Origin of the sequence: Nocardia sp. NBC_01327 (assembly GCF_035958815.1) — a bacterium.
In the GTDB taxonomy this organism is placed as follows: domain Bacteria; phylum Actinomycetota; class Actinomycetes; order Mycobacteriales; family Mycobacteriaceae; genus Nocardia.
This window is the reverse complement of sequence record NZ_CP108383.1, coordinates 6,195,643-6,222,029: the sequence shown is the minus strand read 5'-3', so window position 1 is coordinate 6,222,029 and position 26,387 is coordinate 6,195,643. Positions and strand designations below refer to the sequence as shown.

The 26,387-nt window shown below is 66.9% G+C and carries 24 protein-coding genes; 11 read left to right on the top strand and 13 right to left on the bottom strand.

The window, feature by feature from the left end:
- Positions 1-84 precede the first annotated feature (84 nt).
- From OG326_RS43065 to OG326_RS28710, 7 genes are all read right to left on the bottom strand, one after another.
- Complete coding sequence (locus OG326_RS43065; RefSeq protein ID WP_442790838.1) at positions 85-543, bottom strand: nitroreductase/quinone reductase family protein; 459 nt, start codon at positions 541-543, stop codon at positions 85-87.
- 23 nt (positions 544-566) lie between these two features.
- On the bottom strand, positions 567-2,138 hold the full coding sequence (locus OG326_RS28735; RefSeq protein WP_327140250.1) for a flavin-containing monooxygenase: 1,572 nt from the start codon (positions 2,136-2,138) through the stop codon (positions 567-569).
- On the bottom strand, positions 2,135-4,711 hold the full coding sequence (locus tag OG326_RS28730; protein WP_327140249.1) for an SDR family NAD(P)-dependent oxidoreductase: 2,577 nt from the start codon (positions 4,709-4,711) through the stop codon (positions 2,135-2,137). The genes OG326_RS28735 and OG326_RS28730 overlap by 4 nt, the downstream gene beginning before the upstream one ends.
- Positions 4,712-4,737: 26 nt before the next feature.
- On the bottom strand, positions 4,738-6,369 hold the full coding sequence (locus tag OG326_RS28725) for a flavin-containing monooxygenase (protein ID WP_327140248.1): 1,632 nt from the start codon (positions 6,367-6,369) through the stop codon (positions 4,738-4,740).
- Positions 6,370-6,537: 168 nt separating this feature from the next.
- Positions 6,538-8,010: an ABC1 kinase family protein gene (locus OG326_RS28720; protein ID WP_327140247.1), complete on the bottom strand. Its 1,473-nt coding sequence runs from the start codon at positions 8,008-8,010 to the stop codon at positions 6,538-6,540.
- A gap of 367 nt (positions 8,011-8,377) precedes the next feature.
- On the bottom strand, positions 8,378-9,184 hold the full coding sequence (locus OG326_RS28715; RefSeq protein ID WP_327140246.1) for an amino acid-binding protein: 807 nt from the start codon (positions 9,182-9,184) through the stop codon (positions 8,378-8,380).
- A 141-nt stretch (positions 9,185-9,325) separates the two neighbouring features.
- On the bottom strand, positions 9,326-9,688 hold the full coding sequence (locus OG326_RS28710) for a TfoX/Sxy family protein (protein ID WP_327140245.1): 363 nt from the start codon (positions 9,686-9,688) through the stop codon (positions 9,326-9,328).
- Positions 9,689-9,795: 107 nt separating this feature from the next.
- Here OG326_RS28710 and OG326_RS28705 point away from each other — a divergent pair, with 107 nt between their 5' ends.
- A complete protein-coding gene (locus OG326_RS28705) occupies positions 9,796-10,887 on the top strand; it encodes a glutamate--cysteine ligase (RefSeq protein ID WP_327140244.1) in 1,092 nt (363 codons plus the stop codon).
- Between the two features lie 45 nt (positions 10,888-10,932).
- Here the strand turns inward: OG326_RS28705 and OG326_RS28700 are convergent, their stop codons facing one another.
- The 4 genes from OG326_RS28700 to OG326_RS28685 all read right to left on the bottom strand — a co-directional run bounded on the left by OG326_RS28700 (position 10,933) and on the right by OG326_RS28685 (position 14,248).
- Positions 10,933-11,469: a DUF4333 domain-containing protein gene (locus tag OG326_RS28700; RefSeq protein ID WP_327140243.1), complete on the bottom strand. Its 537-nt coding sequence runs from the start codon at positions 11,467-11,469 to the stop codon at positions 10,933-10,935.
- 111 nt (positions 11,470-11,580) lie between these two features.
- Entirely contained in the window at positions 11,581-12,207 is a 627-nt protein-coding gene (locus tag OG326_RS28695) for an MBL fold metallo-hydrolase (RefSeq protein WP_327140242.1), read from the bottom strand.
- Positions 12,207-13,292 (bottom strand): S-(hydroxymethyl)mycothiol dehydrogenase, encoded by a 1,086-nt coding sequence (locus tag OG326_RS28690; RefSeq protein ID WP_327140241.1) that lies wholly within the window; start codon positions 13,290-13,292, stop codon positions 12,207-12,209. The genes OG326_RS28695 and OG326_RS28690 overlap by 1 nt, the downstream gene beginning before the upstream one ends.
- 77 nt (positions 13,293-13,369) lie before the next feature.
- Positions 13,370-14,248, bottom strand: a complete 879-nt coding sequence (locus OG326_RS28685) for a LysR family transcriptional regulator ArgP (protein ID WP_327140240.1) — start codon at positions 14,246-14,248, stop codon at positions 13,370-13,372.
- 123 nt (positions 14,249-14,371) lie between these two features.
- Between OG326_RS28685 and OG326_RS28680 the strand changes: the two genes are divergently transcribed.
- Both OG326_RS28680 and OG326_RS28675 read left to right on the top strand, forming a co-directional pair.
- On the top strand, positions 14,372-14,938 hold the full coding sequence (locus tag OG326_RS28680; RefSeq protein WP_327146611.1) for a LysE/ArgO family amino acid transporter: 567 nt from the start codon (positions 14,372-14,374) through the stop codon (positions 14,936-14,938).
- A gap of 4 nt (positions 14,939-14,942) precedes the next feature.
- A complete protein-coding gene (locus tag OG326_RS28675) occupies positions 14,943-15,455 on the top strand; it encodes an RICIN domain-containing protein (RefSeq protein WP_327140239.1) in 513 nt (170 codons plus the stop codon).
- A gap of 215 nt (positions 15,456-15,670) precedes the next feature.
- Here the strand turns inward: OG326_RS28675 and OG326_RS28670 are convergent, their stop codons facing one another.
- Together OG326_RS28670 and OG326_RS28665 are read right to left on the bottom strand one after the other, a co-directional pair.
- Positions 15,671-16,681 carry a Gfo/Idh/MocA family protein gene (locus OG326_RS28670; protein WP_327140238.1) on the bottom strand — a complete coding sequence of 337 codons (1,011 nt, stop codon included), beginning with the start codon at positions 16,679-16,681 and terminating at the stop codon, positions 15,671-15,673.
- Positions 16,682-16,714: 33 nt separating this feature from the next.
- Positions 16,715-17,719, bottom strand: coding sequence for a LacI family DNA-binding transcriptional regulator (locus OG326_RS28665; RefSeq protein WP_327140237.1), 1,005 nt, complete (start codon positions 17,717-17,719; stop codon positions 16,715-16,717).
- 232 nt (positions 17,720-17,951) lie between these two features.
- Here OG326_RS28665 and OG326_RS28660 point away from each other — a divergent pair, with 232 nt between their 5' ends.
- From OG326_RS28660 to iolD, 8 genes are read left to right on the top strand one after another with little or no spacing between them, the layout of a single operon-like run.
- Entirely contained in the window at positions 17,952-18,869 is a 918-nt protein-coding gene (locus OG326_RS28660) for a TIM barrel protein (protein ID WP_327140236.1), read from the top strand.
- Positions 18,870-18,885: 16 nt separating this feature from the next.
- The gene (locus OG326_RS28655; RefSeq protein ID WP_327140235.1) at positions 18,886-19,884 is read left to right on the top strand and encodes a sugar ABC transporter substrate-binding protein; all 999 of its coding nucleotides are present in this window, start codon (positions 18,886-18,888) and stop codon (positions 19,882-19,884) included.
- 18 nt (positions 19,885-19,902) lie between these two features.
- Positions 19,903-20,955 (top strand): ABC transporter permease, encoded by a 1,053-nt coding sequence (locus OG326_RS28650; protein ID WP_327140234.1) that lies wholly within the window; start codon positions 19,903-19,905, stop codon positions 20,953-20,955.
- Complete coding sequence (locus OG326_RS28645) at positions 20,952-21,737, top strand: ATP-binding cassette domain-containing protein (protein WP_327140233.1); 786 nt, start codon at positions 20,952-20,954, stop codon at positions 21,735-21,737. The genes OG326_RS28650 and OG326_RS28645 overlap by 4 nt, the downstream gene beginning before the upstream one ends.
- Positions 21,734-22,672 (top strand): 5-dehydro-2-deoxygluconokinase, encoded by a 939-nt coding sequence (gene iolC, locus OG326_RS28640; protein ID WP_327140232.1) that lies wholly within the window; start codon positions 21,734-21,736, stop codon positions 22,670-22,672. Before OG326_RS28645 ends, iolC begins: the two co-directional genes overlap by 4 nt.
- Entirely contained in the window at positions 22,663-23,556 is an 894-nt protein-coding gene (locus OG326_RS28635; RefSeq protein WP_327140231.1) for a Cgl0159 family (beta/alpha)8-fold protein, read from the top strand. The genes iolC and OG326_RS28635 overlap by 10 nt, the downstream gene beginning before the upstream one ends.
- Positions 23,553-24,443, top strand: a complete 891-nt coding sequence (gene iolB, locus OG326_RS28630) for a 5-deoxy-glucuronate isomerase (RefSeq protein WP_327140230.1) — start codon at positions 23,553-23,555, stop codon at positions 24,441-24,443. Before OG326_RS28635 ends, iolB begins: the two co-directional genes overlap by 4 nt.
- Entirely contained in the window at positions 24,440-26,305 is a 1,866-nt protein-coding gene (gene iolD, locus OG326_RS28625; protein WP_327140229.1) for a 3D-(3,5/4)-trihydroxycyclohexane-1,2-dione acylhydrolase (decyclizing), read from the top strand. The genes iolB and iolD overlap by 4 nt, the downstream gene beginning before the upstream one ends.
- Positions 26,306-26,387: the final 82 nt, after the last annotated feature.

Here is a 26,387-nt window from a genome sequence, read left to right as displayed (position 1 = left end):
TGTTCTTTTCTTGTTTTGTGCTTTTGTCGTTTCTTTCTTCTCGTCCGGGCGTCTTTATCTTCTGTTCTTTGGTCGTCTTGTTCTCTACTGAACCGGGTTCTCCTCCAGCACAACCAGTGGAATAACCCGCGTACCCGACAGAGCCAGCTGCGCTAGCAGCACAGGAATCCCATACCCCCGCAAAGCGAGCTTCCCTAGGATCTGCCGCCTCTCGTCACCAGCGGCAACCCGGGCGACCATATGACGGCTACGCCCACCCACCGTCGCAATCACCCGCGGATCGGCAGAAATGTTGTAGAACCAATCGGGTTGCCGCACAGCCGCCCCATGCGTCCCCACCACCAAATATCCGTCTCCAACCCGCATATACGACGTCAGAAACACGCTCCGGGGCTGCCCACTGCGCCGCCCTACGGTCGTGAGCTCCACCAACCGCGCGGGTCCGAACCGCACATTCCCGCCGGCAGCGCGGAACAACGGCGTCGATACCGCATCGAGTAGAGCGACACCGGATCGAACCAGCGCCCGAGGTGTTCCTGTCATGACCTACTCCTCATCTGCAATTCTCAGAGCGCTGGGGCGGATGCTCGCTGCCCGTCGGCACGTGTGCGAACCGGCCGCGCGGTGGTGAATTGATAGTCATCGATCGGGAAATGTCGATTCTCCCAGTACATTTCGAGCTGCGTGGAAGGCCGGAACGCCGCTCCATCTCCCTGGTAGTTGATGTAGTACGTGTTCGAACTGGCGCATCCCTGACTGAATAGGTGAGTCTTCTTGGCTCGCTTGTCCATCCGGGCGAAATAGCGATCATGCGGCTCCTGCCGCACCTCGACGCAGGTGGCCCCTCGCCGACCTGCTTCGGAGATCACCCGCGCGGCATGCGCTGAGGTCGACTCGATCAGCGGGATGTACGACCCGGGCGCATACGCATACGGTCCGACGATCAGGAACGCATTCGGGAACCGGGGCACCGAAACTCCCTGATACGCCTGGAACCTATTGGTGTCCCAGAACTCTCCGAGCTCCAGCCCCTCCCGTCCGTAAATCGGATACGGCGGCGTGAACCCCTTTTCCATGACCTTGAACCCGGTCGCCAGCACCACCATGTCGAAGTCCTGCGAGCCGCCATCGGCGGTGACGATCCCGGTGGAGGTGAACCGCTGGATCCCCTCGGTGATCAGATCCACATTCGGCTGTGTGAAGGTCCGGAAGTAGGAGTTGGAGACCGACGGCCGTTTGCAGCCGAGCCGGTAGTCGGGCGTGAGCTTCTCCCGCAGCTTCGGGTCGCGCACTTGAGCGAAGAGGTAGCTCTTGAGAGCGGTTTCGCCGACGGTCAGCCCAACGGATGTGAGTCGTGGATACGCCGAGACCGCCAATCCCGCACCGAGCCCGGCATTCACACCCACATTGCCGACGAACCGCACCGTCTGCTGCACCGGCGCGAAGTTGAGCACCGAATTGAGCACCGGTCCCATCCGGAAGTCCGGCTTCGGCGCGATCCAGATGGCGCGGCGCTGGTACACCGTCAGCTGCGCGACATCCTTGGCCAGCTCGGGGATCAGCTGTAGGGCACTGGCCCCGGTGCCGATCACCGCCACCCGCTTGCCCCGATAGTCGTACTCATGGTCCCAGCGAGAGCTGTGCATGAGTTTGCCCCGGTAGTCCTCGATTCCCGGAATCTCCGGATTGTGCGGCTGCTCCAGCCCACCCACCGCGCCGATCACGAACCGCGCGGTAATCACCGTGCCGTCCTCCAGCGTCACCCGCCAGAAGTCGTGGACCTCGTCGAAGACGCCCTTGGCCGCCCCTGATCCCAGTCGCAGCTTGTCGCGCAGTCCCTGCTTGTCGACGACTTCCTCGGCGTACCGCTGAATCTCTTTCCCCGGCGCGAAGAACCGCGACCACTTCGACCGCTGCTGAAACGAGAAGTTGTATACCGGCGACGGAACATCCACGGCCACACCGGGATACGTATTCGCCAGCCAGGTCCCGCCGACGCGGGACCATTTGTCGATGATGACGAAGTTCTCGACGCCGGCCTTGCGCAGGGCCACGCCCGCGCCTATGCCGCCGAGACCCGCGCCGATGACGGCGACCTCGTAGGTGGGGGAAAAGGGGGAACCATTGGTGGAGTTCATGACTGGGACCTCGCGTCCTGTGATTCGGAGATGATCTCCGGAAGTTGTTGCCGGCGCAGCTTTCCCGCGGTGGTGCGGGGCAGCTCTGCCACGAACACGATGTCGCGCGGCACTTTGTAGTTGGCGAGTGTGGATTTGATGTGCTGTTTCAGCTCGTCCGCGGTGGCTTGCGCGCCACCGCGCAGGACTACCGCCGCGATGAGCCGCTGGCCGAAGTCGTCATCGGGCACCCCGACGGCGCCGGCATCGGCGAGCGCCGGATGCGACAGCAGTGCGGTTTCCACCTCCTGCGGGAAGACGTTCTCCCCACCGGAGACGATCATGTCGTCGGAGCGACCTTCGATGAACAGGCGTCCGTCGGCATCCACATGCCCGAGATCGCCGGTGTCCATGTACTTTCCGACCATGGTTCGCTGCTTGCCGTCGCTGTAACCACGGAACATGGTGGGGTTCTTGTTGACGATGCGCCCGGTGGTTCCGGCGGGGACCTCGCGGCCCTGATCGTCGACGATCCGAATATCCACGAACCCGGTCGGCGGCTTGCCGACCGTGCCAGGCGCGGCGCGCAGATCCGCGGGCGTGGCCAAGGCTCCCGCACCGGATTCTGTGGATCCGTAACCGTTGAACAGCACGTCCCCGAACTCGTCCATGAACGCGACCGCCAGCCACGGCGGCATGGGTGCGGCTCCGCACAGCACCATCTGCAAGCGCTCGGTGTTGTAGTTCTGCCGCACGTCCGCAGGCAATTCCATAATGCGTTTGACCATGGTCGGCACCAGGCAGGCGATCCGCACACTGTGGCGTTCGATATCGGCCAGCGTCTGCTCGGCCTCGAATCGCTCGTGCACGACGGCGGTGGAACCGGTCAGGAAGGCCAGTAGCAGTGCCCCGAACCCATAGGTGTGATGCAGCGGCGGTGCGATGACCATCGGACTGCCCAACCGCGGAATCGGCTCGACCTTGGCCAGATCCCCGATGGCCAGCACCATGCGCGGGTGCAGCCCGGCGATCAGGGGAACGGCCTCCCGCACACCGAGTTGCCGGGGAGCGCCCTTGGGTACACCGGTGGTGCCGCCGGTCAGCAGTACGACCGAGCCGCCGTACGCCGGAGTGCGCACCGGCGGGCCGCCCTCGGCAACAAGCTCTTCGACGGTCGGCAGCCCACCGGCGGACCCCCGCACCAGCACACGGCGACCCTGATAGCCGGACTTCTCTATCTCGGTGTGGAATTCGGCGTCGTAGAGCAGCAGATCCACCTGCTCCCGCGCCAGCACCTCACCGATCTGCGGCCCCGCGAACCCGTAGTTCAGCGGCACCAGATCAGCCGAGAGCCGCGCTGCCGCAAAGGAAGCCACCACAAACCCGCGATGATTGCGACTCAGCACCCCGATTCGCTTGCCCCGCCCGATATTCCATCGAGCCCGCAATGCCGCGGCCAGACGCCGCACCTGGCGATGTAGTTCGGCGGCGGTCACCGACCCGCTGTCGTCGATGAGGGCGAGCCGGTCGGGAAACCGTGCCGCGAAGGACGCCAGCACCGTCGCCAGCCCGGCTCCATCGCGCAGCGAGAGCAGCAGCTGCGGAATGCGCTGCGGCGGCAGCAGATTCCACGCTCCCGCCGCCGGCACCCAGCCTGCAATAGTCACCGCGTCATCGAGCAGATTGGCCGCCTGCTCCACCCGCCCGATCGGCCCGGCCCAATCCGTCGGCCGGTTGTTCCAGTTGCCCGCCTTCGCATACACCGCCAGGGCCCGCTGCGCGGTGTGCGAACTGTCCAGCGCATACGACATCGGCGCGGCCGCGCGCTCCCACCACGGCCGGATGGCCAGCGGCCGATCCACGATCGCCCGGCACACCAGGCTCGCCGCCTCCTCCGGTGACATGCTCGGCGTATACCGGTACATCCGGAACGGCCCCAGCATGTCCGAGCGCACCAGTTGCAGGTGCACGGCGGTAGTCGTTATGCCGTCGGCCCGCAATTCCGGTGCGGCGCCGCGCATCCAGGAGTTGAAGGCCGCCTTGGTGGCGATGTACGCGGTCCAGCCGACGCTCGGCGCATGCACCCCGGCGGTGCTGATATTGACGATGTGCCCCTGATGCCGGGCGCGCATGGACGGCAGCAGACTCAGCACAAGCCGCACCGGTCCCAGGTAGTTCACCTTGGCGGTGTCGTCGAAATTGTCCCAGCGGTCCAGTGAATCCGAGAGCCAGCGGCGAATCGACTTGCCCGCATTGTTCACGAACACATCGACGCGGCCGTGCTCGGCGAGCACGCGATCGATGAGCTCCGCACAGGCATCGGTATCGCTCAGATCCGCAGGGTAGACGTAAACCGTTCCAGGACAGTCGAACACCTCCGCACGCAGTTCCTCGAGCAGTTGCGCGCGCCGGGCGACCGCAAGCACCGTCGCGCCGTTCGCGGCCAGTCTGAGGGCGGTGGCGCGCCCGACACCGGAGGACGCACCGGTCACCAGAATGACCTTGCCCGCGACCGCCGGACCCAGCCTGCGATCACTGATGCCGTAACCGGTTGCGCCCAGCGCGATCCGGACCGACTTCGGTAGTTCGATCATGGCTCAACTTCCTTGTCGAGCAGGAATCACGCGGGGCTGTCGGTCTTGGCGCGCCGCGTGCGTTTCGGCTTGGCGCCATTGGCCTGCGGCTTGACCGGCTTCGGCCGCAGTACGTCGAACCGATAGTCGGAGAACGGGAATCGCCGATGCCCGCGCCGCGCCGCGAAGAATCCGGTGGGACGGATATACGTGCTGTCCCCCTGCGAATTCCGGTAGTACGTCGGCACATGCGCATTCAGCTCGGCCAGATAGAACCGCATGGCCGCACCGTGCTGATAGATCGCGCGATGGTAGGCGTCGTGCGCATCCTGCCGGACCGCCACGAACGTGGCCCCGCGCCGCCGCGCCTCCGAAATGGCCCGCACCGCATGATCGGCCGTCATCTCCACGAAGGCATGCCAGCCGCTGCCCGACCACGAGTACGGCCCGACCAGCGTCCACCGATTGGGCAGACCCGGCAGTGCCACGCTCTCGTAGGCCTGCAGACCGTGCTCGGTATAGAACTTGCCCAGGTCGAGCCCGTCGCGGCCCACCACCATGCCCGGGGTGTAGGTCTCCGGATCGGAGAACACGTGGTACCCGGTCGCGAGCACCACCATGTCGAATTCGCGTTCGGTGCCGTCGGTGGTGCGGATGCCGCCCGGGGTGAATCGCTCGATCGATGTGGTGACCAGTTCGACATTGTCGCGATTGAAGCTCAGCAGATAGCCGGTATTCGCGGTGGGGCGCTTGGCGATCGGCCCGTAGTCCGGTGTCAGCGCCGCGCGTGTCTGCGGGTCGCGCACCATCATGCGCAGTAGCCCCCGGTACCCGGCGATAGCGGATGCGTCCACGGCCCGCATGGTCGGCCGTACTACCGCCATCGGCGCGTTCGACATGGCCCGCAGGACGAGATCCACAGCCACCAGCACCGCGCCGTGTGTCGCGGCCTGCAGCCCCGGCGTCTGCAGGACCACCTTCACCGCATCGGGAATCTTGGGATTGGGCTTGGGAATACACCACACCGGCGTCCGCTGGAATACCGCGAGAGTGCCCACCTGTCCGGCGATCGACGGCGTGATCTGCACCGAACTCGCGCCGGTGCCGATAATGGCGACCCGCTTACCCGTGAGGTCGTAGTCGTGATCCCACGCCGAGGGCCGCTGCAGCTCGCCCCGATAGTCCTCCAGCCCCGGAATGCCGGGATCCTGCTTCGGGCTGACGAACGCACCCACCGCACTCACCACGAAGCGCGCGGTAATGACCTCGCCGCCTTGGATATGCAGTTTCCACCAGTGGTTGTCCTCGTCCCATTCCTCACCGGCCACCTCGGTGCCGAACCGCAGATGCGGATACAGCCCGAATCGCGTGGCCACGTCGATGTGGTACTGCTTGACCTCCGCGCCGGGCGCGAACAGCCTGGTCCACTTGGCATTTCGGGCGAACGAGTATTGATAGGCGAGCGACGGGATGTCGACTTCCAGTCCCGGGTAATGGTTTTCGTTCCAGCTGCCGCCCACCTCGTCGGCGCGCTCGATGATCACGAAATCCGTGACACCCGCCTTCTTCAGCTTGACGCCGGCGGCGATTCCGCCGGGTCCCGCGCCGATGACGGCGACCTCGTGATCCGGAGCGGACCCCGATGCCGACGGATTTCCATGCGATGCGCTGCCCACCATGTCCGGCCTTTCGAGAGCGAAGCGGCCGACCGCCTGTGGAGTAGCTGCGGCCAGCCGTCGGCGGCCCGTTGCGAGGCCGTCGTGGACTCGTCCCGCACGAGGCGGGGCTCCACTCCAGACTAGAGCTGTCTGGGACAGTGATCAAGAGCTATCGGGAAACCGGGAGAATCACCCGGTGGCAGCATCCCGTTTCGCTGCCGCGGCGCGGCGTGATCGTGCGGCGGCGAGGTCGGCGGGCCCGCCGGTCCGGGTGTGATGCCGAGCCATTGCCGCGGCCAATTCCGGTGACCAGCGCAGTATTTCGTCGCGCAGCGGACCGGTGACTTCGAGCTGACTGAGCAGGCCGAGCAGTGTGGCGATGGCCCGGGCGAACGGGGTGTAGTAGGCGGGCAGGGTGAGCTGCCGGTGCACATTGCTCAATCGGGGGTTCAGCGCGACCAGCACTCGCTGCCGCAGCCAGGCGCGGTCCACGCGAGAGTGCTCCTGCCGCAACAGTTCCACGTAGGGGAGCAGCTGCTCGGCCAGCGCCTGCACATCGTAGGTTCGCAGCCGGTCGGCGAAACCGTGCCGCCGCATGGCCGTATCGAGCTCCGCCGCACCGCCATTGAGCAGCGCCTCGGCAATATCCTGGACCAGGGGCGCGAACTGCGGTGGGGGCCAGGCCGGGCAGGCGCCGAAATCGACGACGCCGAGCCGGCCGTCGGGCAGCACCCGGAAGTTCCCGGGATGCGGATCGCAGTAGAGCAGCCCGGTGCGCTCGGCCGAGGACAGGACGAACCGCAGTGTCAGAAGTCCGACCCGATCGCGCTCGGATTGCGCGCCGGAGGCGATCAGCCTGGAAACCGGTATGCCGTCCAGCCATTCGCTGACAATGACGTCCCCGCCCTGCGTCACCACCTCCGGCACCCGGAAGTCCGGATCCCGCGCGAAGGCGGCGGCGAAGGCGCGCTGACTGTCCGCCTCGGCGGCGAAATCCAGTTCCGCGCTGACGCATTCGGCGAGCTGATCGGTGACCGCCCGAATATCGGCATTGGGCGCGAAGACCGACAGCAGGCCCGACATGCGCCGCAAGTGCTCGAGATCGGCGTGCACGGCGGCCCGGGCGCCCGGATACATGACCTTCACCGCCACACTGCGGCCGTCGTGCCACACCGCGCGGTGCACCTGGCCGATGGTGGCCGAGGCGGCGCGGCGATCGTCGAACTCGCGGAACTGAGCGCGCCACTGCGGGCCGAACGCCTCCGCCAGCACCGCGTGCACCGTGGCGGGGAGCATGGCGGGCGTCGCATCCTGCAGGCGGCTCAAGGCGATTCGGTACGGCTCGCCCAGTTCCGGGGGCAGGGCGAGTTCGTAGATGCCGAGTATCTGACCCAATTTGGCGGCGAAGCCCTTCAGCTCGCCGAGTACCTCGAAGAGGTGCTGTGCGGTGCGCAATCGGATATCCCGATCCACCTCGCCCGGCGATCTGCCCAGTGCCCGTTTGCTCGCACCGGCCGCTCGACGGCCCGCGAAGGCAATGGGCAGCGCCGCCAGCTTGGCCGCGCGCACAGCCGGGCGCGCAGGCGGATGCCCGCCGGTATCGTGCTGTCGTTCCCCCTCGCCCGAGCTCCTCCGCTGCGCGCCGATACGCCGAACCGCCATCCGATCATCCCCTTGCGCCTATCGCCCTGTGCGCCAGGAGCAGTGTGCCACGATGCGAAACCGGGCAGCCCGGATTGACGGGATTGCGCGGATCGGCCCTGGATGCGGTGCTGATCAGCCTTGAGGGGCGGTGCTGGTCAGCCTTGAGGGGCGGTGCTGGTCAGCCTTGAGGGGCGGTGCAGTTCAGCGTTGAGGGGCGGTGCAGTTCAGCGTTGAGGGGCGGTGCAGTTCAGCTTTGACGGGCGGTGCAGATCAGCTTGGAGGGGCGGTGCAGATCAGCTTGGAGGGGCGGTGCAGATCAGCCCTGTCGGGAGGTGGAGCTCAGCCCTGTCGGGAGGTACAGCTCAGCCCTGTCGGGTGGTGGAGCTCAGCCCTGTCGGGCGGTGAGTCGGGCGAGATCGGTGAGCCGGTGCGCGCGAGCGATCTCGGCCGGGGTGAACGGCTCCTCGGGGCGCACGAAGGTCATGGCGTCGATTTCGATATCGGCGGAGATCTCCAGAATCGTTCCGGCCGGGGCATATTCCGGATCGACGGCCGAAACATACTGCGCGCCCAGCAGTTCCGCGATCACCAGGGGCAACTCGCCGGGATCGCCGGCGACCCGGGTGGCCAGGCTCAGTGCGCGGGTCTGACCGTCGACCAGAGTCAGGGCGGAGGCGGGCCAGATGCCGACCGTCGATCCGCCCGCTTTGGTAATGGCATGGGCCAGCCGCGGCGGCCCGACATCAGCGGGTGTCGAGACCACCAGTTCGTCCAGCACGCCGTCCTCCAGATGGTGCACGTGCACCGTGAGGATGTTCGCGCGGCGATAGGTGAGCTGTTTGGCGAGCAGTTCCAGGCGACCGGGGGTGTTGTCCAGGCGCACTCGAATGCGCCACAGCAGCTCGGCGCTGTCCAGGCGCTGCCGCTGATCGAGTTCCGGCCCGTGCAGCCAGCGGGCCAGATAGCGCATGGCGCCCGGCTCGACCACCCAGATGACGAGAATCGTGGTGGTGATGGTCAGTAGCGCGACGGTGACCAGATACGGCAAATCGAAATGGATGACCAGCGCGTGCAGCGCCAATTCGACCGGGAACACCGCGGCGAGCTTGGCCAGGGTCAGCCGGGTGCGACGAGGATGGGGCAGGCGACCGCATACTTCGCATGCCAGGGCATGTACCTCGGTTTGCCTCATATTCACCAGGGTGCGGGGCCGAGATTTCCGCGCTGTGCTCCGGTGTAAATAGGTGGTGACACGCGGCGACAAAAGGACTGCGCCAGCGGCATTTTCAGTGAAGCGGCCCACACGAATTCATTCGATGTGCCGCACCGCACACTATTTGCGGCGGCCCTTGCCCGCGGCCTGTTTCACCGGAAGGCTGCCCGCGTAGGCGACCCCGCGCTCCACCCACTCGATGAGCGCCTCGTCCTCCTCGACGGTCTCGGTGGTGACCCGCACCCATCCGCGTGTCTCCCGTCCGCCCATCACCATCGTCTCGACCGATCCGGGCACGAGCAGATCGGTGTAGTTCTCCGGGTCGAGGCGCACCATCAGGCCTCCCCGCCCGCTGGCGGCGACGGCCATATTGCCGCCGATCAGGAATGCCAATCCGCCGAACAATTTCTTCTCGACCACTTCCGGCAGCGCCGGCCCCAGCGCATCCCGAATCCGGTCGGCAAGCTTTTCGTCATAGCTCATCTCCGCATTGTGAACCTGCCTACCGACAAGTTTGCGCCGGGGATACCAGAACGAAACAGACCATTCCGGCAGGTGTCATGCGCGCGGCAATGAGGTACACATGACAGGTGGAAGCCCCGCCGACGGTGGGTGTCGAAGAGGAGTTTCTCCTCGTGGATCCGCGTACCGGTGCGCCTGTCGGCAGGAATGCCGACGTCGCCCGCACCGCTGCGGATTTCGGCATCGATATGCAATTGGAGATCATGCGGTGCCAGGTGGAAACCAGCACCCGTGTGCATACGAATACGGTCGATCTACTCCGGGAATTGCGTGAATTGCGGCGTGGCGCTGCGGCTTGCGCGGAGAAGAATGACGCATTACTGCTGGCAGTCGCCGTGCCGCCCGCCCTTCCTGAGGAACTGCTCACCTTTACCAGCACCCCGCGCTATCACCGGGTCGTCGAGACCTTCGGCAGGCTCGCCCGGGAGCAGGGTCTGTGCGGCTGCCATGTCCATGTCGCGGTGCCCGATCGTGAAGTGGCACTGCAGGTCAGCAATTTCCTGCGGCCCTGGCTACCGCTGCTGCTGTCGCTGACGGCCAACTCCGCCATCTATCACGGTGACGAAACCGGTTATGCCAGTTGGCGAAACATTCTCTGGCGGCGCTGGCCCAGCGCCGGGCCGCCACCCCACTTCGGCACGGTCGTCGAGTTCGACGCCGCGGTCGAGTCCATGCTGTCGCTGGGCGTGATCCTGGACCGCAAAATGGTGTATTGGGATGTGCGCCCGTCGGTTACGTTCCCCACCGTCGAGGTCCGCGTCAGCGATGTACCGGCCACCGTGGAGGAAACGGCTCTCCTGGCCACCCTGGTGCGCGCCGCGGTCATGACCGCCCGCCGTGCCGCCGTGACACCGGTGATAGCGGAAGACACACTGCGCGCGGCATATTGGCGCGCGGCCCACGAGGGTATGGACGGCCCGGCCATCGACCCCGCGGACGGCCGGACCATCCCGATGCAGGATCTGCTCGCGAAACTCATCGATCTGGTCCGGCCCGCCCTGGAAGACCTGGGCGACGTCTCCTTCGTAGACGACACCCTCACCGCCCTCCTCGCCCGCGGCAACGGAGCCCGCAGACAGCTCAGGGCTTTTCACGCGCGCGGCGAAATATCGGACGTAGTCGAGGAACTCGCCGAAGCCACCCTCCACACCTGCCGCTGAGCCGCCCATTCCACTGAGGCAGATCGCGAAGTCCTGAAACTGCCGCTACGGCATGGGCTGGTCGTCCACGACCATGTTGTAGTTCACCGTTTCACCCTCGACATTGGTGGCGGTGACCGTGACTCCCCAACGGGTGGCGTCGGTTTCGGTGATCACGCAGCGGACGCTGGCGCCGGTGGCCCCGCGTAGCAGGCCGTTGCAGCTGGTGGAGGTGGGCGCGGTGCCTACCTTGTCCTGATAGAACTTGGAGACGTTGGTGGCGATATCGTCGGGGCCCAGGAACTTGTCGGCGAAGACGATGTCGTACGAGGCGGTGTCGCCGTCGACCTTGGTGACGGTGGCGGTGGTCTTCCAGGTCTGATTATCGGCCGAGGTGACGGTGCACTGCTGGGTGGCGCCGACCTCGGCCTTCAGACTGCCGTCGCACACAGTGGATTTCGCATCCTCGTGCGATTTGTCGTGGAACACGCCGGCGGTCTTGGTCTCCACATCGCTCTTGCTCACCGACCCAGGGCTGGAGGAGCAGCCGATGGCGAACAGCGGGATAGACGCAACGGCTATAACAGCAGCTATTTTTCGCATGGCGGGAATTATCCGGTCGCAGACCTGGGCGATAAGCCGGATTTGCCAGCAAAGACTGTGAACACGGTGTGAGCCCGGCGAGTCGGGCCCACACCACGTTACAAATGACGATTAGTTGTCGCGCGCCCGCCACTCTTCGAGCTGCGGCGCCTCCGCGCCGATGGTGGTGGAGTCGCCGTGACCGGTGTGCACGAGGGTCTCCGGCGGCAGCGCCAGCAGCCGGTCGGCGATCGAGGCCACAATGGTGTCGTAGTCGGAGTAGGACCGCCCCGTCGCGCCCGGACCACCGTGGAAGAGCGTATCGCCGGTGAAAACCACACCCAGATCAGGGGAGTGGAAGCAGACCGCGCCCGGTGCATGGCCGGGAGTGTGCAGCACATGCAGTTCGGTGCCGCCCACCGCGATGATCTGCTTGTCCGAAAGTTCGCCGTCGGGAGCGATATCCGGATGGGTCAGCCGCCACAGCACCAGATCCTCCGGGTGCAGCAGAATCGGCGCACCGGTGGCCGCGGCCAGCTCCGGCGCGACCCGGATGTGATCGTCGTGCGCGTGCGTGGCAAGAATCGCCCGCACCTTGCGTGTGCCCACCACATCCAGAATGGCCGGAACACTGTGCGGCGCATCGATGATGACGCACTCCAGATCGTCGCCGACCACCCAGACATTGTTCTCGACCTCGAAGGTCTCACCGTCCAGGCTGAAGGTGCCCGAGGTGGTGGCGTGATCGATATGCGCCATCAGAACACCACGACCGAGCGCAGCACTTCGCCGTCGTGCATCTTGGTGAAGGCGGCCTCGATATCGGTCAGCGAAATGGTCTCGGTGACAAAGGCATCCAGATCGAACCGGCCCTGCTTGTAGAGCTCGATGAGATACGGGAAGTCCCGCGAGGGCAGGCAGTCGCCGTACCACGAGGACTTCAACGATCCACCGCGCGAGAAGAAGTCGATGAGCGGCATCTCCAGTGTCATCTCCGGAGTCGGCACGCCGACCAGCACCACGGTGCCCGCCAGATCGCGCGCGTAGAACGCCTGCTTCCAGGTCTCCGGGCGCCCGACCGCATCGATCACCACATCGGCGCCGAAGCCGCCGGTCAGTTCCTGAACCCGCTCCACCGCATCCTCTTTCGAGGCGTTGACGGTGTGCGTGGCGCCGAAACCGGTGGCCCACTGCAGCTTCCGCTCATCGATATCGACGGCGATAACGGTCGTCGCTCCCGCCAGCTTCGCACCCGCCACGGCGGCATTGCCCACACCGCCGCAACCGATCACGGCCACGCTGTCGCCGCGGCTCACATTGCCGGTATTGATGGCGGCGCCGAGTCCGGCCATCACACCGCAGCCCAGCAGGCCGGCCGCGACCGGCGAGGCGGTCGGATCCACCTTGGTGCACTGTCCGGCGTGCACGAGGGTCTTCTCCGCGAACGCGCCGATGCCCAGCGCCGGGGTGAGCGGCGTGCCGTCGGTGAGCGTCATCGGCTGTGCCGCATTGTGAGTGGAGAAGCAGTACCACGGCTTGCCCTTACGGCAGGCGCGACACTCGCCGCAGACGGCACGCCAGTTCAGGATGACGAAATCGCCGGGCTCCACATCGGTGACGCCCTCGCCCACCGATTCCACGATGCCCGCCGCCTCATGGCCGAGCAGGAACGGGAATTCGTCATTGATACCGCCCTCGCGGTAGTGCAGATCGGTATGGCACACCCCGCACGCCTGCACCTGCACCACGGCCTCGCCGGGTCCGGGGTCGGGAATGACGATCTCGGTCACTTCGACGGGGGCATTCTTCGAGCGTGCGATGACGCCGCGCACAACTTGGGACACGTAATGCCTTTCTCTGCAAAGCACAATCTCGATCGACTATGGCATGCACGGGACCGAACGTTCATAGCAGTGGGCTGTCAGAGCAGCGCCGCCGCCGCGGCTTCGGCAATGGTTGCCGCGACCATACCGAGTGCGGGGGAGTCCAGTCGCCACTGCTGCCAGTAGAGCGGAACATCGATGTGGACCGCGCTGTCCAGGGGGACGAGTTTGTCGCCGGGCCGGGTCTGCAGATCCGGCATCATGCCCCAGCCCAATCCGAACCGGATGGCGTCGGAGAATCCCGCCGAGGACGGAATGTAGTGCCGGGGCGGATCCACGGGCCTGCGGGTGTACCGCCGCATGAGCCGGAACTGCAGATCGTCCTTGCGGTCGAACAGGACCACCGGCGCGACCGCGAACGCCTGCGCGGTCGGTCCGTCGGGGAACCAGGTCCGGGCGAATTCGGCGTTCGCCGTGGGCCGATAGCGCATGGCGCCGAGCCGCCGGACCGTACAGCCCTGCACCGGTGCGGCGGTCGAGGTGATGGCCGCCATGACCGTGCCGTCGCGCAGCAGCCGGGTGGTGTGCTCCTCGTCCTCGCGATGGATCTCGAAGGTCACGTCCGCGGCGGCGCGGCCCAGCGCGGGCATGACCCAGGTCTGCAGGGAATCGGCATTGACCGCGATGGGGATATTGACCAGGCGCGCGGCGGGCTGGTTCGCATCTCCCAGCTCCCGCGCGGTATCGCTGGTCAGCAGCTGCACCTGTTTGGCCAGCCGCAGCACGGTCAGCCCGGATTCGGTGGGCTGCACCGGTTTGGTGCGCTGCACCAGAATCCGCCCGGCGGAATCCTCCAGCGCCTTGATGCGCTGGCTGATTGCCGACGGCGTCACGCTGAGCCGGCGCGCGGCGGCCTCGAAGGTGCCCTCGCTGATGACCGCATCGAGTGCGCGGAGCTGATCGAGCTGCAGGTCCATAGTAAGCAACTCTAATCATGCTTCAGAATGATTAGCTGGCCTGGTGCTGGGCATCCGCCTAGTTTCGAGAGGGTGAACGTCTCATCGGCGGCCCTGGCGGCCATTTCAGGACTCGGCTTCGGTATGTCCCTCATTGTGGCGATCGGCGCGCAAAACGCGTTTGTGCTGCGCCAGGGCATCCGCCGCGAGCATGTCCTGGCCGTGGTGGCGGTCTGCGCGCTGTCCGACGTGGCTCTGATCACCATCGGTGTCGCCGGCTTCGGCGCGGTGGTGCACGCCGCGCCGATTGTGCTGACCCTCGCCAAGTACGGGGGCATCGCGTTCCTGCTCGGCTATGCGGCGCTGGCGGCCAAGCGCGCGTTCTCGGCCTCGGCCCTGAGCGCGGGTGGCGGTACCCCGATCGCTTTGGGCGCGGCCATCGCCACCTGCCTGGCGGTGACCTGGCTCAACCCGCACGCCTATCTCGACACCATGGTCCTGCTGGGCTCCTTCGCCAGCACCTACGCCTCCCCGGACCGCTGGTTCCTGGCGGCCGGGGCCATGGTCGGCAGCATGATCTGGTTCATCGCACTGGGTTTCGGTGCGCGCCTGCTCGGTCCGCTGTTCGCCAAGCCGATGGCCTGGCGGGTACTCGACTCGGTCATCGCCCTCGTAATGACCGGTCTCGCAATCGGCTTGCTCGTAAGCTAGCCCGATGTCTGGAATCCCTCGCCCGCCGTTTCGCACCGCCCTCGTCCGCGCGCTGGCCCTCGCCGCCGTACTGCCCGCGGCGATGCTCGCCGGAGCGGGTCCGGCGGCCGCGCAGGCGAACGGTGCGATCGCCAACCCGCGCAGCGGCCTGTGCATGGATACCAACGGAGATCCGGGTGTGGTGAATACCGTTCTGCAGGTGCGTGATTGTGGTGACTTCACCGGGCAGGTCTGGTCGTTCGACGCGGCGTCCGGCCGAGTGTCGAACATGTCCAGCGGGCTGTGCGTGGATACGAACGGTGATCCGGGCGTGGTGAATACCGCCCTGCTGCTGCGCAGCTGCGGCGACTTCACCGGGCAGTTCTGGACCTATGACGGTGCGACGGCGCACATCTCGAACGTGCACAGCGGATTGTGCGTCGATACGGCCGGTGATCCCGGTGTGGTGAATACCGGCCTGGTGTTGCGGAGCTGTGGCGACGGGATCGGCCAGCGCTGGACCGTACCGGCGGCCTAGCCGGCGTCCGGACGGAGATTGCGCGGCATGCCTTGTGGCACGCCGCGCAATAACAGCCGCATTTTCGGTGCGCGGCCGCCGAAGACCGCGCGAACGCCGAATACTACGCAGCCGCCGAAGACTGTGCGGCCGCCGAAGACCGCGCGGCAGCGAGAATTGCGCGGTATGCCAAGAATGCGCGGTATGTCAAAATGCGGTGATTGCGGTCGGACCCGCTAGCTGCGGACCTCGGCGATTCGTACGGGCCTGCCCTCTCGGCGGGAGAGTTCGCAGGCCTCGGCAATGTAGAACGCCTGCAACGCCTCCCCGGGCGGGCACGGGTTGGCGGCCTGTCCGGTGGCTACGCCCACGAAGGTGGTCAGCTCCTCGACGTATGCGCCGTGGAAGCGGTCCATGAATCCGGGATACACGGGCAGCGCCGAGGCCGGATATCCGGGCTCGACCGAGCGCAGCGGCGCCCGGTCGTCCAGGCCCACAATGGCATTGCCCTGTGATCCGAGCACTTCCAGTCGCACGTCATATCCGGCCCCGTTGTAGCGGCTCAGCGAAACCGTCGCCAGCGCACCGTCATCCATGCGCAGGATTACCGCGGCGGTATCCACATCGCCGGCATCGGCGAACATCTGCTCACCGCGATTGGCCCCGGTCGCGTACACCTCGGTCACCTCCCGCCCGGTCACCCAGCGAATGATGTCGAAATCGTGGACGCCGCAATCGCGGAACACCCCGCCCGACCGCGGAATGTATTCCGCCGGTGGGGGAGCCGGATCGAGCGTGGTGGCCCGCAGTGTGTGCACCCAGCCGAGTTCCCCGGACGCGACAGCGGCGCGGGCGGCGCGATATCCGGCGTCGAAGCGGCGCTGGAAACCGATCTGCACCGGCACCGTCGATCCGGCGACGCGTTCGACCACGGCGAGGGTGCCGAGAATATCCGCGGCAATGGGCTTTTCGCAGAAGACGGGGATACCGCGATCCACGGCGGCGGTGATGAGCTCCGGATGCGAGTCGGTGGCCGTGGTGATCACCAGCCCGGTGAGATCGGCCGCGAGCAGGGCGTCGATATCGGGTGCGAAGTCGATATCGAGTTTGTCTGCGGTGGCCCGGGCGCGCTCGGTGTCGGCATCCGCGACGATCACCGCATCGACACCGGGCAGGGTGGTCAGCGTTTCGGCGTGGGAGCTGCCGATACGGCCGGTGCCCGCGAGGCCCAGTCTGATCGTGGACATGTGTGCTCCTTCGAAATCGGTGGTGGCCCCGGGTCAGTCGCGGGGTGCGGCCGTGGTCGAGCGGACGACCAGGCTGGGTTCGAGGCGACTGCGCACCGGTTCGGTGCGGCCGTCGCGCAGTCGTTCGGTGAGGGCGGCGACAGCCAGCTGCCCGATGCGATTGCGGGGCTGATCGATGGTGGTCAGTGCGACATGGCGCAGCGCCGCCAGCGAGGTGTTGTCGTAACCGACGACCGAGACATCCTCGGGCACCCGCAGTCCGGCCTCGGTCAGCGCGGACATGGCGCCCACGGCATTGAAGTCGTTGCCGCAGACCAGTGCGGTGGGAAAGTTGCTGGGGGAGAAGAGATTCAAGAGGCTGCGCACCGCCGCCGCCCCGGCCTCGTCGGTATGCTCGCTCGCGATGACCATGGGTTCGAGCCCGTGCCGGACCATGGCCGCGGTGTACCCCTGGCGCCGGGGTGCGGCGGTGAAGGCGCCGCCGCCGTCCAGATGCACGATCCGCCGATGACCCAGCGCGACCAGGTGATCGACCGCCAGCGCGGCCCCCAGTTCGCCGTCGTCATTGACGGTGTCCACCTCGGGCAGGCTGGATGCGCGGGACACCAGCACCACCGGACACCGCTGTGCCGCATCGCGAATCGAGGCGGTCGGCAGGACCGGTGAGAGCAGGATGATCCCGCCCGGCCGGAAGGCCAGCAGGCTGGTCAGCGCCGTGCCCTCCCGATCCGCGCTGCGCCGCCCGGTGGTGAGAATGAGTTCGAGGCCATTGTCCTGCGCGGCCTCGTCCATGCCCTCCACCACATCGGCGAAGAAGGCATTGCGCAGATCGGACACCATGACGCCGACAATGTTCGAGGTGCGGCTGGCCAGCGAGCGGGCCATGAGGTGCGGCTGATACCCGAGATCCTGCGCGGCCTGCAGCACCGCACGCCGGCGATGCTCGCTCACCTTGGGGGAATTGCGCATGACCAGTGAGACCAGTGCGCGGGAGACACCCGCTCGGGCGGCGACGTCTTCCATGGTCGGTCCTGTCATGCTGCCTGACGCTACCGTGCCGAAGTGCTCACAGCAATAGAGCGCTCTAATCGCGTGATTCGGACATTATTTCTCGCGCGCAACGGCCCAGGTGAGACCGAATATGCAAGGTGGAACACCACTTTGCGAGTCGCGCCAGGCTCTTGACACCGTTGTGATTGGGGTTACATTGTTGGAGCGCTCCAATAGAGCGCCTCTCCATGATGGCTACCGACGGGTCTGGGAAGTGCCGATGACCGAACCGCTCCAACCCCTGCGTTCCGCCCCCCTGCGTATTGCCGCCGCCCCCATCTCCTGGGGTGTGTGCGAAGTTCCGGGCTGGGGTCACGTCCTCGATTCAGGCACCGTCCTGTCGGCCATGGCGGGCCTGGGTCTGACCGCCACCGAGTTCGGTCCACCCGGATATCTCCCCGGCGATCCGGTCGAGCTGGGCAATCAGCTTGCCGCGCACGGCATCGCGCCGGTCGGCGGTTTCCTGGCGCTGGCGCTGCACCGCGAACCGGACCTCGCCCTCGCCGCTGCCCGCGTGACCGCCGAACTGTTCGCGGCCACCGGCGCGGAGGTGCTGATCCTCGCCGCCGCCACGGGCGCGAACGGCTACAACTCCCGGATGCCGCTCACCGACGACGAATGGCGGACCCTGATCGAGACCGCCGCCGCCATCGGCGATATCGCGGCCGAACACGGTCTGCGCGTCACCCTGCACCCGCACGTCGGCACGCACATCGAGGACGAAGCCGAGGTGCGCCGCTTCCTCGCCGACTCGGAGCTCGACCTGTGCCTGGACACCGGGCATCTGGCCATCGGCGGTACCGATCCGGTGGCGCTGGCCCGGCAGTACCCCGAACGCATCGGGCACATCCATCTCAAGGACGTACGTCTCGAGATCGCGAACGAAGTGCGCTGCGGCCGAATGGAATACAGCGACGCCGTGCGCGACGGGCTCTATGTCCCGCTCGGTGACGGCGATGTCGATATCGCCGCCCTCGTGCATGCGGTGCAGTCGGCGGGCTACGACGGCTGGTACGTCCTCGAGCAGGACACGGCACTGCTTCCCGGTGACTCCGCGGACGGTCCGACCCGAGATACCGCACGAAGTCTGCGACACCTGGTCGAAATCGGGGCCCAATCGACCCCGACCCGGATTTAGTGGGGAGGTGATGACAATGAGGTCCCCATCTGTACGAAGCGGCGGGAAGCGCTGGCGTCGACTGGCGCCGTGGATCGCGGCCGCCGCGGTCCTGGCGGCCTGCAGTGGTCCGGGTTCCGATCAGACCACGCCCGCGCAGGCGCCCGTCGAGGTCGGCAAGCTGAATACGGTCGCCGTGGTCACGCACGGTTCGCCCGGTGACGCCTTCTGGAATGTGGTGAAGAACGGCGCGGAGGCGGCGGGCACGCAGCTCGGCGTGCGCGTGGAGTACAACTCCTCCGGCGATCCGGGTCAGCAGGCCAAGCTCATCGACAATGCGGTGGCACAGGGCGTGGACGGCCTGGTGGTGTCCATGGCCAATCCGGAGGCGCTGCGCACCTCCGTCGAGAAGGCGATCTCGGCCGGTATTCCGGTGGTGACCATCAATTCCGGTGAGGCAGAGAGCGTCCAGTTCGGCGCCATCGGGCATGTCGGCCAGAGTGAGCGGCAGGCCGGAGAGGCGGCGGGCAAGCGGCTCGCGGCCGCCGGAAAACGCAAGATGCTGTGCGTGATCCACGAGGCCGGGAATATCGGCGCGAACGAACGCTGCGCGGGTGCGACCCAGGGCTTCGGCACCGCGGTCACCCTGCAGGTCGATATCAACAATCCCACCGATGTGCAGGCGCGCATCCGGGGCGCGCTGGAATCGGATCCGTCCATCGACGCGGTGCTGACGCTCAATTCGCAGATCGCCGCGCGGGCGGTGGATGCGGTGCGGGAGTCCAAGTCGAAGGCGGGCATCGCCACCTTCGATCTCAATGATGATGTGGTGGCCGCCATTCGGGCCGGCACCCTGTTGTTCGCGATCGATCAGCAGCAGTACGAACAGGGCTATCTGCCGGTGGTCATGTTGAAGCTGTACCGGTCCAACCTCAATAGCGTCGGTGGCGGCCTCCCGGTGCAGACCGGTCCCGCCTTCGTGGACAAGACCAATGTCGATGTCGTCGCCGGGCTTGTCGCCCAGGGCACGCGGTGAGTGTCGGGAGTGAATGACATGAGTGTTGCCACAACGGCTTCCGAGCCGGACACCAAGCCCGCCGGGCTCCGCGCCTCGATACTGCAGCGGCTGATCGTGCGGCCCGAACTCGGCGCGTTCATCGGCGCGCTGGTGGTGTTCCTGTTCTTCTCCATCATTACCGACAAGTTCTTCAGCGCCCTCGGCGTCTCCAACTGGCTCGACGACGCCTCGACGCTCGGCATCATGGCCGTGGCGGTGGCGCTGCTCATGATCGGCGGCGAATTCGACCTCTCCGCCGGTGTGATGACCGCGTCCACGGCACTGGTCACGGCGCTGCTCGCGGTGAACGCGGGCTGGAATGTCTGGCTGGCACTGGCGGTTTCGCTGGTCTTCGCACTGGCGGTCGGCGCGCTCAACGGCTGGGTGGTGATGCGGACCGGTCTGCCCAGCTTCATCGTCACCCTGGGCACCTTCCTCGCGCTGCAGGGTCTGAATCTCGGTGTTACCCGGTGGATTACCGGCACCGTGCAGGTATCGGGCATTCGCGGCGCGGGCGGTTACCAGTCCGCGGGCTGGGTCTTCGCCTCCACCACGAATATCGGTGACGCGCATATCCAGGCGTCGGTGGTGTGGTGGATCGTGCTCACCGTGCTGGCCGGAATCGTGCTGGTGCGCACCAGGTTCGGCAATTGGATCTTCGCCGTCGGCGGCTCGCTGCCGAGTGCCCGCGCGGTGGGCGTGCCCGCCGCGCGCACCAAGATCCTGCTCTTCATGACCACGGCCTTCGCGGGCTGGGTGGTGGGCGCGTGCAATCTGCTGCGCTTCTCCAGCGTGCAGGCCAATCAGGGTGTGGGACTGGAATTTCAGTACATCATCGCCGCGGTGATCGGCGGCTGCCTGCTGACCGGCGGCTTCGGCTCGGTGGTCGGTGCGGCGCTGGGCGCGCTCACCTTCGGCATGGCACGGCAGGGCATTGTGTTCGCGGGCTGGAACAGCGACTGGTTCATGCTGTTCCTCGGCGTTCTGCTGCTCGCGGCCGTGCTGGTCAATACCGCATTCAAGAAGCGAGCGGAAAGGGTACGCCGATGACTGTGCCACTGATAGAAGCGGTGGATATCGGCAAGAGCTACGGAGGTGTCGTTGCGCTGCACGATGTCTCGATGGTGGTGAATGCGGGGGAGGTCACCTGCGTACTGGGCGACAATGGTGCGGGCAAGTCCACGCTCATCAAAATCCTGTCCGGCGTCCATCAGCACGATACGGGTGAACTGCGCATCGACGGCGAGCCGACCCGATTCTCCTCGCCCCGTGAGGCATTGGATCGCGGTATCGCCACCGTCTACCAGGATCTCGCGGTGGTCCCGCTGATGAGCGTGTGGCGCAATTTTGTGCTCGGCTCAGAACCCGTCACACGCTACGGCCCGATCGAACTGCTGGATCGGCGCACCGCCAAGGACATCACCCGTAAAGCCCTGTCGGATATGGGAATCGAACTCAATGACCTGGAACAGCCGGTCGGAACCCTCTCCGGCGGTCAGCGGCAGAGCGTCGCCATTGCCCGCGCGGTGCACTACGGGGCCAAGGTGCTGATCCTCGACGAGCCCACCGCCGCACTGGGTGTCAAGCAGGCGGGTGTGGTGCTGCGGTATGTGGTGCAGGCCCGCGAACGCGGTCTGGGCGTTGTGCTCATCACCCATAACCCGCACCACGCCTACCCGGTGGGCGACCGCTTCCTGCTGTTGCAGCGCGGCGGCCAGCTCGGTTGCTACGAGAAGTCCGAGATCGACCTGCCGGAACTGACCCGGCAGATGTCCGGCGGCGCGGAACTGGAAGCGCTGCAGCACGAATTGCAGCGGGTGGTGACGCCGTGACCGATCTGGAAGTGCTGACGATCGGCCGGGTCGGCGTCGACCTGTACCCCGAGCAGAGCGGCGTATCGCTGGCGGAGGTCACCACCTTCGCGAAATTCCTCGGCGGCACCGCCACCAATGTCGCGGTGGCGGCCGCTCGGCTGGGCCGCCGTACCGCCATTCTCACCAAGGTCGGGCCCGATGGTTTCGGCGACTTCGTGCGCACGGCGCTGCGGGACTTCGGGGTGGTGAACGAGTTCGTCGCCACCGCGCCGAATCTCCATACCCCCGTGGTGTTCTGTGAGCTCAATCCGCCCGCCGATCCGCCACTGCTGTTCTACCGTGCGCCCATCGCACCGGATCTCACCCTCACCGAGGACGAGATCCCCTGGGATGTGGTCGATTCCGTCCCGCTGCTGTGGGTGACGGGCACCGGCGTGAGCGCCGAACCCGGCCGCACCACCCAGCGCGCGGTCCTCGAGCGCCGCGCTCGCCGCGGCCACACCGTGCTGGACCTCGACTACCGGCCCATGTTCTGGCCCGATGTCGAGACCGCACGCGCCGAGATCGGCTGGATGCTCGATCACGTGAATGTGGTGGTGGGCAATAGAACCGAGGTGCAGGTGGCCACCGGTTCCGCGGATCCGGACGAGGCGGCCGATCGGCTGCTCGCGCGCGGTGTGCGCCTGGCCGTCATCAAGCGCGGCGCCGAGGGCGTCCTGGTCGCCACCGAGCACGAACGCTGGACGGTCGAGCCCTGCCGCATCGAGGTGGTGTGCGGGCTGGGTGCGGGTGACGGCTTCGGCGGGGCCCTCATCCACGGGCTGCTCTCGGACTGGGACCCGCACCGGATCGCCACCTATGCCAATGCCGCCGGGGCATTGGTGGCTTCGCGATTGGCCTGTGCCGACGCCATGCCGACCGCCGCCGAGATCGAGGAGCTGCTGTGCACCTGACCGATGAACGCTGGTACCGACTGCTGCGCGCCCGAGCCACCGAACCCGAGGCCATTCGCGCTGCCTACGCCGACCGCCGCCGGCGGCCGAACCTGCTGTCGGACAAGGGCACCCTGTTCCTGGTCGCGGCGGACCATCCGGCGCGGGGTGCATTGAGTGTGCGTGCGGACAGCACCGCCATGGCTGGTCGGCGCACGCTGCTGGAGCGGCTGCTCATCGCGCTCGACAACCCCGCCGTGGACGGTGTGCTCGGGTCTCCGGACATTGTCGAGGAGCTGCTGCTCCTGGACGCCGTGCACGACAAGATCGTCATCGGCTCCATGAACCGCGGCGGACTGGCCGGGGCCGACTGGGAGATCGACGACCGCTTCACCGGGTACGACGCGGAATCGCTGGTGAAATACCGGCTGGACGGCGGCAAAATGCTGCTGCGCCTGGTGGATTCGGACCCCGGTACCGTGCCCACCCTGGAAGCCTGCGCCCGCGCGGTCTCGGAATTGGCCGAGCACGGACTCATGGCCATGGTCGAACCGCTGCCCTACGGGCGCGATCCCTCCGGGGCGCTGGTCATGCACCGCGATGCCGCCGCGCTCCAGCGCGCGATCACGGTGGCGTCGGGCCTCGGAGTGACCTCGGCGTATACCTGGCTGAAGATTCCAGCGCCGCAGGATATTTCGGCACTGGATGCGACAACTCTGCCCGTGGTCGTTCTCGGTGGGGCGCCCTCCGGCGACCCGGCCGCGGACCTCGCCTCCTGGGGCGCGGCCCTCACACACGATGTGGTGCGCGGCCTGGTGGTCGGCCGCAGCCTGCTGTATCCGCCCGACGGCGATGTGGCGGGCGCGGTGGACAAAGCCGCCCGGGTACTGGAGGCGGCCTCATGAGCAAGCTCCACCATCGCGCCGGAACCCTGTGTGACGGAGCGGATCCGGTATTCCTGACGCCCGCCGATGCGGGCTGGGCCTACACCGGGCTGCGCGTGCTCCAGCTGGCCGCAGGAGAATCGCGCACCGTGCACACCGGTGACTTCGAAGCCTTCGTACTGCCGCTGTCCGGGTCGTGCACGGTCCGCGTGGACGGCCGGGTATTCGAACTGACAGGCCGCGAAACAGTTTTCACCCGGGTGACCGACTTCGCCTACGTCCCTCGCGACGCCGAGGTCGAGCTGTCCACCGTGTCCGGTCTGGAGGTCGCGCTGCCGATGGCGCGCTGCACCCGCCGACTGACCCCGAAATACGGCCCGGCCGAACAGGTTCCGGTGGAGGTCCGCGGTGCGGGTCCGGCGACCCGGCAGGTCACCGGTTTCGGGGTGCCCGGCGTCTGGGACCACGCCGACAAGCTCAATGCCTGTGAACTCATCACCCCGGGCGGCAACTGGTCCTCCTATCCGCCGCACAAGCACGACGAGGCGAGCGACTGCGAGGTCGTCAACGAGGAGATCTACTACTTCCGCATCGCGGGAGCGGATGGAACAACGCCCTCCACAACAGGTTTCGGCATGCATCGCACCTACACCGCCGACGGTGACCTGGACGAGAACGTCGCCGTACGCGACGGCGACGTCTTCCTGATCCCGCACGGCTACCACGGCCCCTGCATCGCCGCGCCCGGTTATCCGATGTACTACCTGAACGTGCTGGCCGGTCCCGCCCCCGAACGGTCCATGGCCTTCTGCGACGACCCCGCACATGCCTGGGTCCGCTCCCGGTGGGCCGACGAACCGCTCGATCCGCGCTGCCCCGTCACCTCGCACGAAGGACGACTCGCATGAGACTCACGACCGCACAAGCCCTCGTGGCCTGGCTGGTCGCCCAGCGGTCCGAAACCCTCGACGGCGCCGAAGTCCCGCTGTTCCCCGCGGTTTTCGCCATCTTCGGGCACGGCAATGTGCTCGGGCTCGGCACCGCGCTGCAGGAGCGGCGCGACGAGATCCCGGTCTGGCGCGGGCACACCGAACAGGGCATGGCCCTGGCCGCGGTCGGTCTGGCCAAGGCCGCACAGCGCCGGCAGGTCGGCATCGCGACGTCCTCCATCGGTCCCGGGGCGCTCAATATGGTCACGGCAGCCGGTGTGGCACATGCCAATCGGCTGCCGCTGCTCCTGCTGCCCGGTGACACGTTTGTCAGCCGCGCGCCCGATCCGGTGCTGCAGCAGGTGGAGCACTACGGCGACCCCACGATCACGGTGAACGACGCCTTTCGCCCGGTGAGCCGCTACTTCGACCGCATCACCCGGCCCGAGCAGCTCATTGCCACGCTTCCGCAGGTGGCACGGGTACTCACCGATCCGGCCGATGCGGGGCCGGTGACTCTCGCGCTGCCGCAGGACGTTCAGGTCGAGACCTACGATTTTCCGGATGCGCTGTTCGAACCCGTGCTGCACCGCATCCGGCGCCCACGCCCCGACCGCCGCAGTCTGGCCGAGGCGGCCGACGTACTGCGCGGCGCACAGCGTCCCCTGGTGATCCTCGGCGGCGGTGTCCGCTACTCCGGCGCCGGTGCCCGCGCGGTGGAATTCGCTGCGCAGCACGGCATTCCGGTGACAGAGACCACCGCCGGCCGCACCCTCGTACCGCATGATCACCCGCTGTACGCGGGGCCGCTCGGCATCACTGGCGCGGCGTCGGCCAATACCCTCGCGAGTGCGGCCGATGTGGTGCTCGCCATCGGTACCCGCCTGCAAGACTTCACCACCGCCTCCTGGACGGTCTTCGATCCGGAAGTGCGCCTGGTACATATCAATGCCGCCCGATTCGACGCGGTGAAACACGGTGCGCTCGCGGTGGTGGGTGATGCCGATGCCGCACTGGAGGATCTCGCGCCGCAGCTGGGGCAGTGGCGTGCGGATCCCGCCTGGACCGCTCGCGCGCTCGCCGTCCGCACCGACTGGGACGCGCATATCGACAAACTCCGCAGCCCGGCTCTGGGCGCACCCAGCTATGCCCAGATCGTCGGCGTCGTCAATGACCTCAGCGGCCCGCACGATTACGTCATGACCGCTTCGGGCGGTCTGCCCGGTGAACTCGTCGGCGGCTGGCGCGCCACCGGCGGCGAACCGGCCATGGACGTCGAATACGGTTTCTCCTGCATGGGATACGAGCTGTCCGGGGCCTGGGGCGCGGCCATGGTCGTCTCCGACGAGGCACGCTCCTATACCAGCGGCCTGGTCACCACCCTGCTCGGCGACGGCTCCTACCTCATGCTCAACTCCGAACTCTTCTCCGCGGCGTTCGCCGGACACCCCCTGGTCGCCGTCGTCTGCGATAACGACGGCTACGCGGTGATCGCCCGATTACAGGAGGGCCAGGGCGGCGAGCCCTTCAACAACTTCTACGCCAATTGCCGCACCCACCACACCGAACCACCCCGCGTCGATTTCGCCGCCCACGCCCGCTCCCTCGGCTGCGTGGTATTCACCGCCGGCGAATCCACGGAATTCCGCGACGCCTACACGCGCGCCCGCAATGCCGCCGTCGCCGAACGCCGCCCCGCCGTCGTGGTGGTGCGCACCCAGCCCTCGTCCTGGACCGAAGCGGGGGCCTGGTGGGAAGTGGGTGTGCCCCAGCATCTCTCGGGCCGCGAAGCCTACGACCAGGAGAAACCACACCAACTCCGCTACGCCCGTCGCAGGTAGGGCGAGGTTGCCCGTCCGATCCAGGATCCGGTAGATCAGCCCGGCGTAGGCGGGTGGGTGAGGGGCAATGGACGGCTGCCGA